Origin of the sequence: Aquirufa esocilacus (genome assembly GCF_042715595.1) — a bacterium.
GTDB lineage: Bacteria > Bacteroidota > Bacteroidia > Cytophagales > Spirosomataceae > Aquirufa > Aquirufa esocilacus.
Genome location: NZ_JBBKXX010000003.1, coordinates 409,486 through 422,652, shown reverse-complemented (window position 1 = coordinate 422,652; position 13,167 = coordinate 409,486). Strand labels below are relative to the sequence as shown.

12 protein-coding genes are annotated in these 13,167 nt (G+C 44.5%); 8 read left to right on the top strand and 4 right to left on the bottom strand.

The features are described from left to right. Positions 1–1,944 (top strand): M1 family metallopeptidase, encoded by a 1,944-nt coding sequence (locus tag SKC37_RS10475; protein WP_377981425.1) that lies wholly within the window; start codon positions 1–3, stop codon positions 1,942–1,944. 33 nt (positions 1,945–1,977) lie between these two features. Here the strand turns inward: SKC37_RS10475 and SKC37_RS10470 are convergent, their stop codons facing one another. From SKC37_RS10470 to hemA, 4 genes are all read right to left on the bottom strand, one after another. After that, the gene (locus SKC37_RS10470; RefSeq protein ID WP_377981424.1) at positions 1,978–2,835 is read right to left on the bottom strand and encodes a prephenate dehydrogenase; all 858 of its coding nucleotides are present in this window, start codon (positions 2,833–2,835) and stop codon (positions 1,978–1,980) included. Then, positions 2,822–4,000 (bottom strand): pyridoxal phosphate-dependent aminotransferase, encoded by a 1,179-nt coding sequence (locus tag SKC37_RS10465; protein WP_377981423.1) that lies wholly within the window; start codon positions 3,998–4,000, stop codon positions 2,822–2,824. Before SKC37_RS10465 ends, SKC37_RS10470 begins: the two co-directional genes overlap by 14 nt. Before the next feature lie 150 nt (positions 4,001–4,150). Beyond that, positions 4,151–4,603, bottom strand: a complete 453-nt coding sequence (locus SKC37_RS10460) for a regulatory protein RecX (RefSeq protein WP_377981422.1) — start codon at positions 4,601–4,603, stop codon at positions 4,151–4,153. Positions 4,604–4,613: 10 nt separating this feature from the next. Continuing rightward, positions 4,614–5,888 (bottom strand): glutamyl-tRNA reductase, encoded by a 1,275-nt coding sequence (hemA, locus tag SKC37_RS10455; protein ID WP_377981421.1) that lies wholly within the window; start codon positions 5,886–5,888, stop codon positions 4,614–4,616. A gap of 109 nt (positions 5,889–5,997) precedes the next feature. Between hemA and SKC37_RS10450 the strand changes: the two genes are divergently transcribed. Genes SKC37_RS10450 through SKC37_RS10420 form a run of 7 tightly spaced genes read left to right on the top strand, consistent with a single transcriptional unit; the run spans position 5,998 to position 13,166 of the window. Then, positions 5,998–6,822, top strand: a complete 825-nt coding sequence (locus SKC37_RS10450; RefSeq protein WP_377981420.1) for an SDR family oxidoreductase — start codon at positions 5,998–6,000, stop codon at positions 6,820–6,822. Further along, positions 6,822–7,778: a YheT family hydrolase gene (locus tag SKC37_RS10445; protein ID WP_377981419.1), complete on the top strand. Its 957-nt coding sequence runs from the start codon at positions 6,822–6,824 to the stop codon at positions 7,776–7,778. The genes SKC37_RS10450 and SKC37_RS10445 overlap by 1 nt, the downstream gene beginning before the upstream one ends. Positions 7,779–7,789: 11 nt before the next feature. Next, positions 7,790–9,700: a phosphoglycerate dehydrogenase gene (gene serA / locus SKC37_RS10440; protein WP_377981418.1), complete on the top strand. Its 1,911-nt coding sequence runs from the start codon at positions 7,790–7,792 to the stop codon at positions 9,698–9,700. Between the two features lies 1 nt (position 9,701). Continuing rightward, on the top strand, positions 9,702–10,778 hold the full coding sequence (locus SKC37_RS10435) for an aminotransferase class V-fold PLP-dependent enzyme (RefSeq protein ID WP_377981417.1): 1,077 nt from the start codon (positions 9,702–9,704) through the stop codon (positions 10,776–10,778). Positions 10,779–10,794: 16 nt separating this feature from the next. Further along, positions 10,795–11,790: a Gfo/Idh/MocA family protein gene (locus SKC37_RS10430; RefSeq protein WP_377981416.1), complete on the top strand. Its 996-nt coding sequence runs from the start codon at positions 10,795–10,797 to the stop codon at positions 11,788–11,790. Further along, positions 11,783–12,430, top strand: coding sequence for a GDSL-type esterase/lipase family protein (locus tag SKC37_RS10425; RefSeq protein ID WP_377981415.1), 648 nt, complete (start codon positions 11,783–11,785; stop codon positions 12,428–12,430). Before SKC37_RS10430 ends, SKC37_RS10425 begins: the two co-directional genes overlap by 8 nt. Beyond that, on the top strand, positions 12,420–13,166 hold the full coding sequence (locus SKC37_RS10420) for an NUDIX hydrolase (RefSeq protein ID WP_377981414.1): 747 nt from the start codon (positions 12,420–12,422) through the stop codon (positions 13,164–13,166). The genes SKC37_RS10425 and SKC37_RS10420 overlap by 11 nt, the downstream gene beginning before the upstream one ends. Position 13,167: the final 1 nt, after the last annotated feature.

The following is a 13,167-nucleotide window of genomic DNA, read 5'->3' as shown; positions in this document are numbered from 1 at the left end:
ATGTTTAAAAAACACGTATTCCTGGGTCTAGCGTTGTTATTATCAACTGCTGCGTTAGCCCAAAGTAAGTATTCCGCGTACGAATTGTTTCATCCGCTTTGGAATTATGGACCTGTTTCTCCTGCACGCTCAGCGGCAGGTGTTCCTGGACCAGGCTACTGGCAGAACTCGGCTGATTACAAGATCGCCGTTTCATTAGACGACGTAGCGAATAAAATCACAGGGGATGTAGAAATTACCTACAAGAATAATTCCCCTGATAAGCTACCGTTTTTGTGGTTGCAATTAGACCAAAATAGTTTCAACACGCAGTCGCGCGGAGGCAAGACGACACCTATTTCGGGTGGACGTTTTGGGAATTTAGCTTTCCAAGGTGGTTACAAAATTGAGAGTGTAACGATCGATGGTAAGCCAGCTAATTTCATTGTGGAAGATACGCGGATGCAGATTCGCTTAGCTTCTCCTTTGGCAGAAAAAATAGGAACAGCTAAAATCAAAATTGCTTATTCATTCACTTCTCCGGAGAATGCTTCGGACAGAATGGGTATCCAACAAACTAAAAATGGCGCAATCTACACGGTGGCGCAGTGGTTCCCCCGCGTTTGTGTATACGATGACATCGAGGGATGGAATGTATTGCCTTATTTAGGAGCAGGAGAGTTCTATTTAGAATACGGCAATTTCGAATATTCAATCAATGCACCGGCATCACACATCGTGGTGGGTTCAGGTGAATTGTTGAATCCGACAGAAGTATATACGGCTGACCAAGTAAAGAAATGGGCTGCAGCTGCGAACTCAGAAACAACGGTTGTGATTCGTTCAGCAGCCGAGGTTACAGATCCAGCATCTCGTCCGGCGAAAGATCGCTTGACTTGGAAATTTAAGTGCAACAATGCGCGTGACGTTGCATTTGCGTCATCTAAATCATTCATCTTGGATGCATGCCGTATCAATTTACCTAGCGGCAAGAAATCAATGGCTGTGTCGGTTTATCCGGTAGAATCAGATGGCAAAGAGGCTTGGGCACGTTCATCAGAATACGTGAAAGCGTCGATTGAGCATTATTCGAACTGGTTATACGAGTATTCGTATCCGGTAGCTACGAACGTCGCTGGTATCGTTTCTGGTATGGAATATCCGGGCATCATTTTCTGTGGCTACAAGGATAAAACAGCATCATTATGGGGTGTGACGGATCACGAATTTGGCCATAACTGGTTCCCAATGATCGTAGGATCTAACGAGCGTAAATTCGCTTGGATGGATGAGGGCTTCAATACGTTTATCAATTTCTATTCGACGGATGCTTTCAATAAGGGCGAATACAAAAACCGTAAATTTGATATGCACGCGATTGCTAAATCGATGTTCCGCGAAACTGCAGATCCGATTATGTCGATTCCTGATGTGATCCAAACGCGTAATTTAGGCTGGGAGGCCTACAACAAACCTGGTTTTGGCTTACGTATCTTGCGTGAAAATATTTTAGGTGCTGATCGTTTTGATTATGCTTTTAAAAATTACATCAACAAATGGGCTTTTAAACACCCGACTCCAATGGACTTCTTCCGTGCAATGGAAGATGGTGCTGGTGAGGATTTAGGTTGGTTCTGGAGAGCTTGGTTCTATGAACTTTGGAAACTAGATCAATCGGTGAAAGATGTAGATTACGTAGAGCAAGATCCTGCAAAAGGGGCTGTGATTACGATCGAAAACTTAGACAAGATGGCTATGCCAGCAGTGGTGGAAGTGGAATTGACGAGCGGAGAAAAAGAACGCTTCACATTCCCGGTGGAGATTTGGCAGAGAGGTTCTAGCTGGACGTTCCGCACTTCAACGAAGCTACCAATTAAATCGGTGGTGATCGATCCAGATCATTCATTTCCGGATATGGATTCGAAGAATAATACGTGGAAGCCGCTGAGTGTTCGCTCACGGTAAGAATAAAAGACTCTCAGTAATGGGGGTCTTTTTTTATCCTTTTAAGATTCGACCGATATCATTCGCCTTTCCTAATTCTTCCTTCAGCTTTTCGTAGCTGCCAGAAAGCATCAGGCCTTTGTATTTCAACAGGGTGTTGATGTATTCGTCCAAAACGTCCAGCAAGTTCTCTTGGTTCTGGTGGAAAATTTGGCTCCAGGTTTCTGGGGAAGATTTCGCCAGACGCACAGTGGATTCGAAACCGGTGGAGGCTAGTTCGAAAATGCGGGCTTCGTTCTTTTCTTTCTCCAGTACGGTATTTGCCAAAGCAAAGGAACAGATGTGTGAGATGTGCGAAATATAGGCCGTGTGCATGTCGTGTTCGATGGATCCCATGTAGATTAGGTTCATCTCTAAGCCGGTGCGGTATAAATCTTCGATCAAAGCTACGGCAGCAGGGTCACTGAGTTCTTTGTCGCAAATAACACCCCGTTTACCCACAAAAAGTCCTTGAACGGCTGCCTCAGGACCGGAGAATTCCGTTCCGGCCATCGGGTGAGTGGAAACGAATTGGGCTCTTTTCGGGTGGTTTTGTAAAGCCTCGAAAACCGGGGTTTTAGTAGAACCTACCTCGATGATCACTTGTCCAGGTTTTAGCGCATCCAATACCGATGGAATTAAAGCCACTAATAAATCGACAGGAATAGCGCATACGAAGACGTCGACTAGGTCGATGGCCTCTTGCCAGGTGGCGATGCGGTCGACGAGTCTTAACGACAAGGCCTTTTTCTGGTGTTCGGGATTGGTATCGATACCGACAATCTCGGAAGCCCAGCCACTCTTTCGAAGACCGAGTGCGATGGATCCACCAATTAATCCGATACCGATGATGCCTACTTTAGGAGATGCCATTGCTGTGGTTTTTGATGCGATCAATCGCTTGTGAGAAAACGGATTCTTGTGCGCAAAGCGAGATGCGGATATAACCGTCGCCTTGTGTTCCGAAGATTCCGCCCGGCGTAATGAACACCGCGTTTTCGTCTAATATTTTATCAGAAAGTGCGTAGCCAGAGTCGAATGTGGCTGGGATTTTGGCCCAAACAAACATCCCCGACTGTGCCGGATCATATACGCAATCGAGTAAATCTAATAAGTCAAATACGAGTTTTTGGCGCGAACGATAAATGCGATTTTGATTCTCAAACCACGCGCTATCCGCAGAAAGAGCTTTTACTGCCGCCTGTTGCAAAGGTAAGAACATTCCAGAATCCATGTTGGATTTGAACTTCAAGACCGGTGCTAGAAACTCCGCTTTTCCAAAAGCCGCTCCAATTCTCCAGCCCGCCATATTGTGGGACTTCGAAAGGGAATTTAATTCGATCGCGACATCCTGCATCCCCGGAATCGACAGCATACTCATTGGCTTTTCGTTCAGGATGAAGCTATAGGGATTATCATTGACTAATAAGATCGAATGGCGAATAGCAAAGTCTCGCAACTCGGTGAAGAATTCCACCGTTGCTTGCGCTCCTGTAGGCATGTGTGGGTAGTTGACCCACATGATTTTGACTTTGGAAAGATCACGCTTTTCTAACGCCTTTAAATCAGGTAACCAACCCGTAGAGGCAGATAATTCATAGCTTTCAACTGTCGCACCCGCTAATGAACAAGCCGCCGAATAAGTAGGGTAGCCTGGATTAGGAATCAAAGTCACGTCGCCTTTTTCTAAATAGGCCATGGCAATGTGCATGATTCCTTCTTTGGAACCAATCAAGGGTAAAATTTCTGAAGCGGGATTAACCGTTACGCCATAATGCTTCGCATAAAATGACGCGAATGCTTCGCGCAAAGCGGGAATACCTTGGTAACCTTGGTAAGCGTGGTTGGCAGGATTCGCCGCGCTTTCTGTCAAGGCCGCGATGGTCTCAGACGACGGGGCTAAGTCAGGAGATCCAATACCTAGATTAATGATAGGTACGCCGGATTCCTTTAAAGCCGCGATCTGCTTTAATTTCTTGGAGAAATAGTATTCCTCCACGCTGTTTAAGCGGCTCGCCGCTGTGATGTGTAAGCTCATAAAACAAAAAACCGACGTAAAGTCGGCTGATATAATTGACAAAAAACTATATAACCGATTAGGCAGCGTTGTAATAACCTGCGTAATAATACCCTGTTGTATAGTTGATTGCGTGTGAATTCATATGTCAAAGGTAGGAAAAAATTACTTTTATGCAAATAGAGGCTTCAATAGCTCGCGAACGAGGGAGGATTCGTATCCTTTAGAGAGGCCAAAGTTATAACACTTCTGATACCGTTGTGGCGAGGTCCCCGTTTTAATCTCGTCCCTTTTTTTCTTTAATAGTACGCTGGCTTTTTCGATGTAATCCGCATCATCGATGCCATCCCAAGCTGAGGCTAAAAGAGAAGCTGAGATGCCACGCTTGCGTAATTCATAGTTGATTTTCGTGCGACCCCAGCTTTTTTGATTGAACTTCGAGCGGACGAAGATTTCGACAAAACGCGCTTCGTTCAGGTAGTTGTTTTCGCGAAGCCAGTTTAAATACTCAGTATAATCAGCAGGAGAAACCTCAAAAGTCTTCATCTTCTGCTCCAGTTCTTGGACGCATCTTTCCTGGTAGGCGCAATAGCGGGCCAGCTTTTGGAGAATCTCGCTTTTCATAAAGGCAGATTTAAGAATCGATTTCTTCGAAACTTTCTAGGTTGAACAGATCGTTCAGAACGTCCACCATTTTATCCGAATCGCCACGCTTGCAAGCGGCTTTTAAGTGGATGATGGGTTGTTTGATGATTTTTTGGACTAAACCAGCCGTAATTTTCTCCAGCTTTTCGGTCTCTTCTTTCGTCAAACCTTTCATGTGGCGGTTCATCTCCTCCTTGCGGATTTGCTCCAACGCATTTTTCAATTTGTGGATGGTAGGCGAAACCTCCATCTCTTTGGACCAATCATTAAAGCTAACAATACTCTCTTCGATGATGGTACGCACATCCGGAATAGAGGCTAAGCGAGTGGCCAAAGCCTCATCCGCACGCTCTTTCAAGGTGTCAATGTTGTATAAAAGCACCCCATTAATCTTCTCGATGCCATCTTCGATGCTACGCGGCACAGAAAGGTCGATGAAGTATTTAAAGGATAATAATTGCAATTTCTTAATCTCTGCCTGAGTGATCATCGGACTATCTGTACGAACAGACGAGATAATGATATCTGCTGCGGCGATTTCTTTCCACAAGTCAGCGATAGGAGCGACCCTGAAAAGTTCCTTTCCTGCGGCAATCTTCTCTGCTTTCTCGATCGTGCGGTTCATAATGGTGAATTCCGCAAAATCCTTTTCCTCCATGTTCTTGCACACATCTAAACCGATTTCGCCTAATCCTAGGATTAAGACTTTCGGGTGAGGAAGTGCTTGAGAAAGTTCTTCCGCTAAGGCTACGGTCGCATAGGAAACCGAGGCTGCTCCATCACGGAACGATGTTTCTTGGGCTACTCGCTTATTAGAATAGAAGATGGTATGCATTAAACGGTGCAAATACGGACCAGCCATATTTAAATCGGCCGCTTGTTGGTAGGCTTTTTTGATTTGGTTCGGGATCTGTAAATCTCCCACTACTTTCGACTGCAAGCCGGTTGCTACTTCGAATAAATGGCGCAGAGAATCCTCTGTTTCGTCCATTTGCTTGAAATAACCTAGGTATTCGGCGGTGTTCGTTAAGCCTTTTTCGATTAAGAAGGCTTTGATTAAGTCGGTCGAGATGTCGCGGTCAGACGTGTAATAGAACTCCGTGCGGTTGCAGGTAGAGACAATTAATAATTCATTTAGCCCGAAAAGATCTTTGCACTTCACATAAAATCCTTTGCTCTCGTCCTCGTTCAACGCTAACATCTCGCGGATGGCGAGCGGCGCAGTACGGTGTGAAAGGCTGACGGATTTAAAAGGTAAAATCATTTCTGTCTTAAGCGAGATTATTAATTCACAAAAGTACAATGCAAAAGTTTAAAATGTATCTGTCTTTGAAAGAAAATCGTAATTTAGATGAAGAAAAAATAGGAACCATATGCACTTCAAAAATAAGACGGTCTTTATCACCGGAGGATCTCGTGGAATTGGATTAGAGATTGCGAAAAAATTAGCCTCAGAGGGCGCAAACATCGTTATTGCGGCTAAAACTTCTGAACCACATCCTAAATTACCAGGTACGATTCACACGGCAGCGGCTGAAATTGAGGCGGCTGGCGGAAAGGCTTTGGCCTGTATGGTAGACATTCGTGACGAAAATCAGGTTTTAGCAGCGGTAAAATTAGCCGTCGAGACCTTTGGAGGTATTGATATCCTGATTAACAATGCATCTGCGATTCAGTTAACAGGTACATTAAGTACGGAGATGAAAAAATACGATTTGATGAATCAGGTGAACACGCGCGGAACGTATTTGTGTGCTCAGGCTTGTTTGCCTTATTTGTTGAAATCAGAAAACCCGCAGGTATTAACGCTTTCCCCTCCTTTAAATGTGGAGGCGCGCTGGTTTGAGAACCATGTGGCGTATTCGATTGCCAAATTTGGGATGTCGTTATGTACCCTCGGAATGGCGTCTGAATTTAAGGGGAAGGTAGCTTTTAATTCGCTTTGGCCTAAGACGATCATTGCCACGGCTGCGATTGAATTCGCAGTAGGTAATGCGTCGATGATGCAATTAGGGCGCAAAGCTAGTATTATGGCGGATGCTGCCGCGGCTATTTTGCAGAAGGATGCGAAGACGGTCAGTGGGAATTTCTACATCGACGAAGACGTGTTACGTGCAGAAGGGGTGACGGATTTCACGGAATATCGTGTCAATCCGAATACGCCAGAAAATCAATTGTTACCCGACTTTTTCATTTAATGTTAGAAAATTATACCCCGCCACTTTGGTTACCGGACGGGCATACACAAAGTATTTATCCCTCCCTTTTTCGAAAAGTGACTCTTTCGGAAACGCCACGTCGTGAACGGGTGACGACTCCGGATCAGGATTTCTTGGATATCGATTGGTACGGCGGTCCGCTTTCAGAGAGGCCCCTATTAATTGTGTCTCACGGTTTGGAGGGATCAAGTGATCGACAATACGTGACGGGTTTGATTCACAAGATGAAAGGGATGAACGCGTTGGCCTGGAATTACCGCAGCTGTTCAGGAGAGCCCAATAAAAATCTGCGGTTTTACCACAGTGGGGCGACGGATGATTTGGACTTCATTATTAAACTGGCCATCGAACGAGGCGCGAAAGATATCTATCTAGCGGGATTTAGTTTAGGGGGCAACTTAACCTTAAAATGGTTAGGTGAACAGGGTGAAAATCCTCCACCAATGATTCGAAAAGCTGTCGCATTTTCCGTACCTTTACACCTTTCATCGAGTAGCAAGCAATTAGCTAAGCGGGAAAACAGACTCTACACTCATCGATTTCTACAAACTCTCATTAAAAAAGTCAAGGAAAAGTCCGCGCGCTATCCTCAGGATATTACCGTGGAGATGATTGATTCGATTAAGAGTTTAGTGGATTTTGACGATGTGATCACAGGGCCTTTACACGGGTTTAAAGACGGGGAAGACTATTACGAAAAGAGTAGTTCCTTGTATTTTTTGGATCAGATTAACGTACCCACTTTAATCGTGAATGCAAAAAATGACCCATTTTTATCGGCGGAATGTATTCCGGAATCTTTTGTGAAGACCTTGGGCTTTGTTCAATTAGACGCACAGGAAAAAGGAGGACATTGTGGTTTTTATCCGAAGAATTACCAGGGTTATACTTGGTCGGAAAATCGCGCCGAAACTTGGTTTAAAAAAAGCGTTTAGAAAATAATAACATGCCTACAGCTCAAGCAGAACCTTTAAAAATTGTCATTGATTTCGATAGCACATTCACGAAAGTGGAGGGGCTCGATGAATTAGCGAGAATCGCGCTTCAGGGAAATCCGAAGCAGGCGGAGATCGTGGGAAAGATTAAGGATATCACCGACCAAGGAATGGTAGGGGCCTATTCTTTCGCCGATTCCTTACGCGATCGTGTCGCTTTGTTGCCGGCAAATCGCTCGCATGTGGATCAATTGATCGTCTTTTTAAAAGGTAAAATCTCGGAGTCATTTAAGCGCAACAAGGATTTTCTAGAAGAAAACGCCGCACAAATCTTAATCGTTTCCTCTGGATTCAAGGACTTTATCGTTCCCGTAGTGAACGAGATGGGCATCCCAGCGGAGAACGTGTACGCGAATACATTCACGTATGATGCGGAAGGAACTATTACCGGTTACGATGCGGACAATTTATTGTCTCAGGATAAAGGTAAAGTGCGCTTATTGCAATCATTGCAATTAGAAGGCGAGGTTTACGTGATCGGTGATGGTATCACGGATTACGAATTACGCGAGTCTGGTTTAGCGAATAAGTTCTTTGCGTTCACGGAGAACGTGTCGCGCAAGGCGGTGACGGACAAAGCGGATTACGTAGTTCCGTCATTAGATGAGTTCTTGTACATCAACGGTTTAAGCCGCGCACAATCGTATCCTAAATCGCGTATCAAAGTTCTTTTATTAGAAAACGTGCATCCAGGTGCGGTGAATGCATTCAAGAAAGAAGGTTTCCAAGTGGAGCTTTTGAAAGGGGCTTTGGATGAGGATGAATTGATCGAAAAGATCAAGGATGTGTCTATCATTGGTTTGCGTTCGAAGACGAATTTGACGAAGAAAGTATTAGAACACCCGAATGCGTCTCGTTTGATGTGTGTGGGTGCTTTCTGTATCGGTACAAACCAAATCGATTTAGTGGAATGTGAGAAGCGCGGGATTGCGGTGTTTAATGCGCCGTATTCGAATACACGTTCGGTCGTGGAATTATCGATTGGTTTGATGGTGATGTTAACGCGTAATATCTTCGAGAAATCGACGAAAATGCACGCGGGTGTTTGGGATAAATCAGCGACGAATTCGTACGAGATTAGAGGTAAGAAAATTGGTTTAGTAGGATATGGAAGTATCGGTACGCAGATTTCCGTGATTGCGGAGGCGCTGGGTATGGAGGTGTATTTCTGTGACTCGGTCGATAAATTAGCTTTAGGTAATGCCAAAAAATGCAGCAGCCTGAAGGAGTTATTATCACAAGTGGATTTTGTTAGTTTGCACGTGGATGGTCGTAAGTCAAACACGAACATCATCGGCAAAGAGCAATTCTCTTGGATGAAAGACAATGTCATCTTCTTGAACTTGTCAAGAGGTCACGTAGTCGAAATACCGGCTTTAGTGGAAGCGATCAAGTCTGGTAAAGTGTGGGGTGCGGCGATTGACGTATTCCCGTATGAGCCGAAGACGAATGACGAAGAATTTTTGAACGAATTGCGCGGATTGCCTAACGTGATTTTGACGCCGCACATCGGTGGTAGCACAGAGGAAGCGCAGCAAAATATTGGTGAATTCGTACCTGCGAAGTTGTTGCAATTTATGAACAATGGTAGCACGTATGGCTCTGTGAACTTCCCTGAATTGCAATTGCCGCCTTTAGAGGATGCGCACCGTTTGTTGCATATTCACCACAATGTGCCGGGGATTTTGGCCCAAATCAACCAAATCTTCGCGAAATACCACGTAAACATCATCGGTCAATACTTAAAGACAACAGAGAATACGGGTTATGTGATTACGGATGTGGCCAAAGAATACTCGGATGAAATCGTGAGCGAATTAAAGCTGATCGATAACACCATTAAGTTTAGAATGTTATATTAATATGAGCACCTTTTTTACCCCCGGCCCTGCGGCCTTGTTTCCTACGGTTCAGTCCCATTATATGGAGGCTTTTCGATTAAACCTCGGTTCGATTTCCCATCGTTCCGCGGCTTTCCGTAAGATCTACCAGCACGCAGATGAGCAATTGCGCGAGTTATTCGCCTTGCCTAAGAGCCACGCGGTCCTATTTACGGGATCTGCGACGGAGGTGTGGGAGCGTATCATCATGAATACAGTGGAGCACGAGAGTTTTCACCTAGTGAATGGCTCGTTCTCGAAGAAGTTTTTCGATTTTTCTAAAGACCTACACAAGTATGCGAATTCGATGCACAAGCCTTTTGGCGAGGGTTTCGATGCTTCTGAAGTGGAAGTGCCGGAATATGCTGAATTGATTTGCTGCACGGCGAACGAAACCAGCTCAGGTGTTCAGATGAAGGCTTCAGAGATTCACAAGATCAAGAAAGCGAACAAAGATAAGTTTGTGGCAGTGGACATGGTTTCATCAGCTCCTTACCCGAACCTTGATTTTAGCTTAGTAGATTCAGCCTTTTTTAGTGTCCAAAAATCATTCGGAATGCCCGCCGGTCTAGGTGTTTGGTTTGCGAATGAGGCGATGCTGGAGAAGTCAGAACGAATGAAGAAGCACGAAGGAATCGTGGGGACGTATCACTCGTTGCCAAGCCTTTGGGCAAATTATAAGAATTTCGAAACGCCAGAAACGCCCAATGTGATGGCGATTTATGTGTTAGGCAAAGTGGCGGAAGATTTTAACCGAATCGGGGTGGAGAATATCCGCAAAGAGACGGATAAAAAAGCGAAGGCTTTGTATGATTTTGCGAAGAAATCGGATAACTTCGAAATATTCGTGGAGAATGAAAATCACCGTTCGGCGACCGTTGTGGTGTTAAATTGCAAGGAAGGTTCGTCTAAAGTGATCAATACGATTAAAGAGAGAAGCGATATGATTATTGGGGCTGGATACGGAAAGTTGAAAGAAACCCAAATCCGCATCGCGAATTTCCCAGCAGTAAATATGGACCAAGTTCAGGCTTTAATAACTGAATTAGGTTCACTTTAATAATAAACCTAGGACTATGAAAAATGGAACACCCATTCGGTGGGGTATATTGGCGTGCGGCGGTATAGCCCGCAAATTTGCAGATGATTTAGCCTTCGTTAAGGACGGTTATTTAGCCGCTGTTTCCTCCAGAGATATTTCCCGTGCAGAAGAGTTTGCGTCTCATTATGGACCCGATGTGAAATGTTTTGGTTCGTATGAAGCGATGCTTTCGAGTGGCGAAATCGATGTGGTGTATATCGCCTCTCCACACGGTTTGCACCACGAGCATACGTTATTGTGTTTGAATGCTGGACTTCCTGTTTTATGTGAAAAAGCCTTTGCCATTAATTCGAAGCAAGTGGCGGAGATGATTCAGACAGCGCGTGATAAGAAGATCTTCTTAATGGAGGCTTTATGGACGCGTTTCCACCCCTCCATTGTGAAATTACAAGAGATTCTAGCTTCAGGCGTGATCGGAGACATCGTTCATCTAGCGGCAGACTTTGGTTTCCACGCACCTTACGATGCGGAGGCGCGTTGGTTTAATCCAGCTTTGACTGGCGGATCTTTATTGGATATTGGTATTTACCCTTTATTTATCTCCAAATTCGTGTTAGGGGAGCCTTTAGAAATGAAGGCGACCGGCGTGATGGCACCTAGCGGCGTGGATATGAATACGTCCATCGCCATGAAATATAATTCAGGAGCGACGGCGACTTTGTTTTCTACTTTCGCTACGAAGACCGACACGACCTGTGAAATTCACGGGACAAAAGGCAAGATTCATATGCATTCACGTTTCCACGAGACGAAAGGAATCACGGTGACGATTCATGAAACAGAGCAAGAGACGTTCTATGAAACGGAACGCTTAGGCTGGGGTTATAGCTACGAAGCGGAGGCAGTGCAAGCGGATTTACGTGCGGGTCGCACGGAAAATGCCTTGATGACGCATGCTTTCAGTACGGAATTAATGGCTTTATTAGATGAAATTCGTTCTCAAATCGGTTTAAAATATCCCAATGAATAAGATCCTCCTTTTCCTATTATTGTCGTTTGGCGTTTTCGCCCAAAATCGTTTCGAAAAAGAAATTGTGGCCTACGAAAAGCAAGATTCCATTGCTTTACCAGCGAAAGGAATGAAATTATTCATCGGCTCGTCGAGTTTCCGTCTGTGGAAAAGTTTCGATGCGGATACCAAGGGAATGAATGCCTTTAATCGCGGTTTCGGTGGTAGCACCTTGAAGGATGCCTTGTATTACTTCGATCGCATGGTCGTGAAATACCAGCCTTCTTGGGTGTTTATGTACGAAGGGGATAATGATTTAACCTCTGGTACCAGTCCAGAAGAGATTGCATCGCAATTCGAAGAGTTTTCTGCTCGTTTAGCGAAGCAGGTTCCAGGAGCAAAACTCGTTTTCGTATCAGCTCGTCCTAGTATAGCTCGAGAGGCATTGAAAGGGAAGCAGCAAGATTTGAATCAGCGTATCGCTACGATTGCTGCGAAGAAAAAGGGGCATTATGTCATCGATATGCATTCGCCTTTTTACAATGCGGATGGTACTTTGATGCAAGATATTTTTGTGGCTGACAAATTACACCTGAATGAAAAGGGTTACGTCATCTTCGCGAAACAAATACAAAACTTCGTACAGCAGCATGCCAAATAAAGATGTTCTACTGGGCGACTGGTTGCCGAATATTTCTGTCGATTGTGTCATTTTTGGTTTTCAAGAGAATCAACTGAAAGTGCTTTTGTTGAAATTTCGAAATAATGATATTTGGTCCTTACCGGGTGGATTTATTGGAAAAGAAGAAGATGCGGACGATGCCGCGAAACGAATTTTATGGCAGCGTACCGGCTTAGAAAATCTCTATTTGCAGCAGTTTCATACTTTTGGCGATCTCAAAAGAAATATTGGTGCCATTGAAAAGCATGAGAAGATCAATCTAGCGATGGGTCGTTCCCTAGAGGATATGAAATGGTTGTCCCACCGGTATATTACGATTGGTTATTACGCTTTAGTAGAATATTCCAAAGTAAATGTCACCTTAAATGACGTATCCGATGATTCGGCTTGGATGGATGTAGATAAGATCCCCTCTTTGTTTTTAGATCATAGTTCGATTGTTACGACAGGACTAGCCCATTTACGTAGCTCGATCGACACGAAATTAGCGGCCTTTAATTTGTTGCCAGAGACGTTTACGATGTCTGAATTGCAACAAGTATATGAGACGATTTTAGGTAAAGAATTAGTGCGAACTAATTTTCAGCGTAAGATGCTCAGCTTAGATATTTTAGAGCGAATCGAAAAGAAGTATACGGGAGGTGCGCACAAGGCGCCTTATTTGTATCGTTTGGACAAGAAAAAAGCGGAGGCTTTTATGTCCTCCGCTTCTTAAT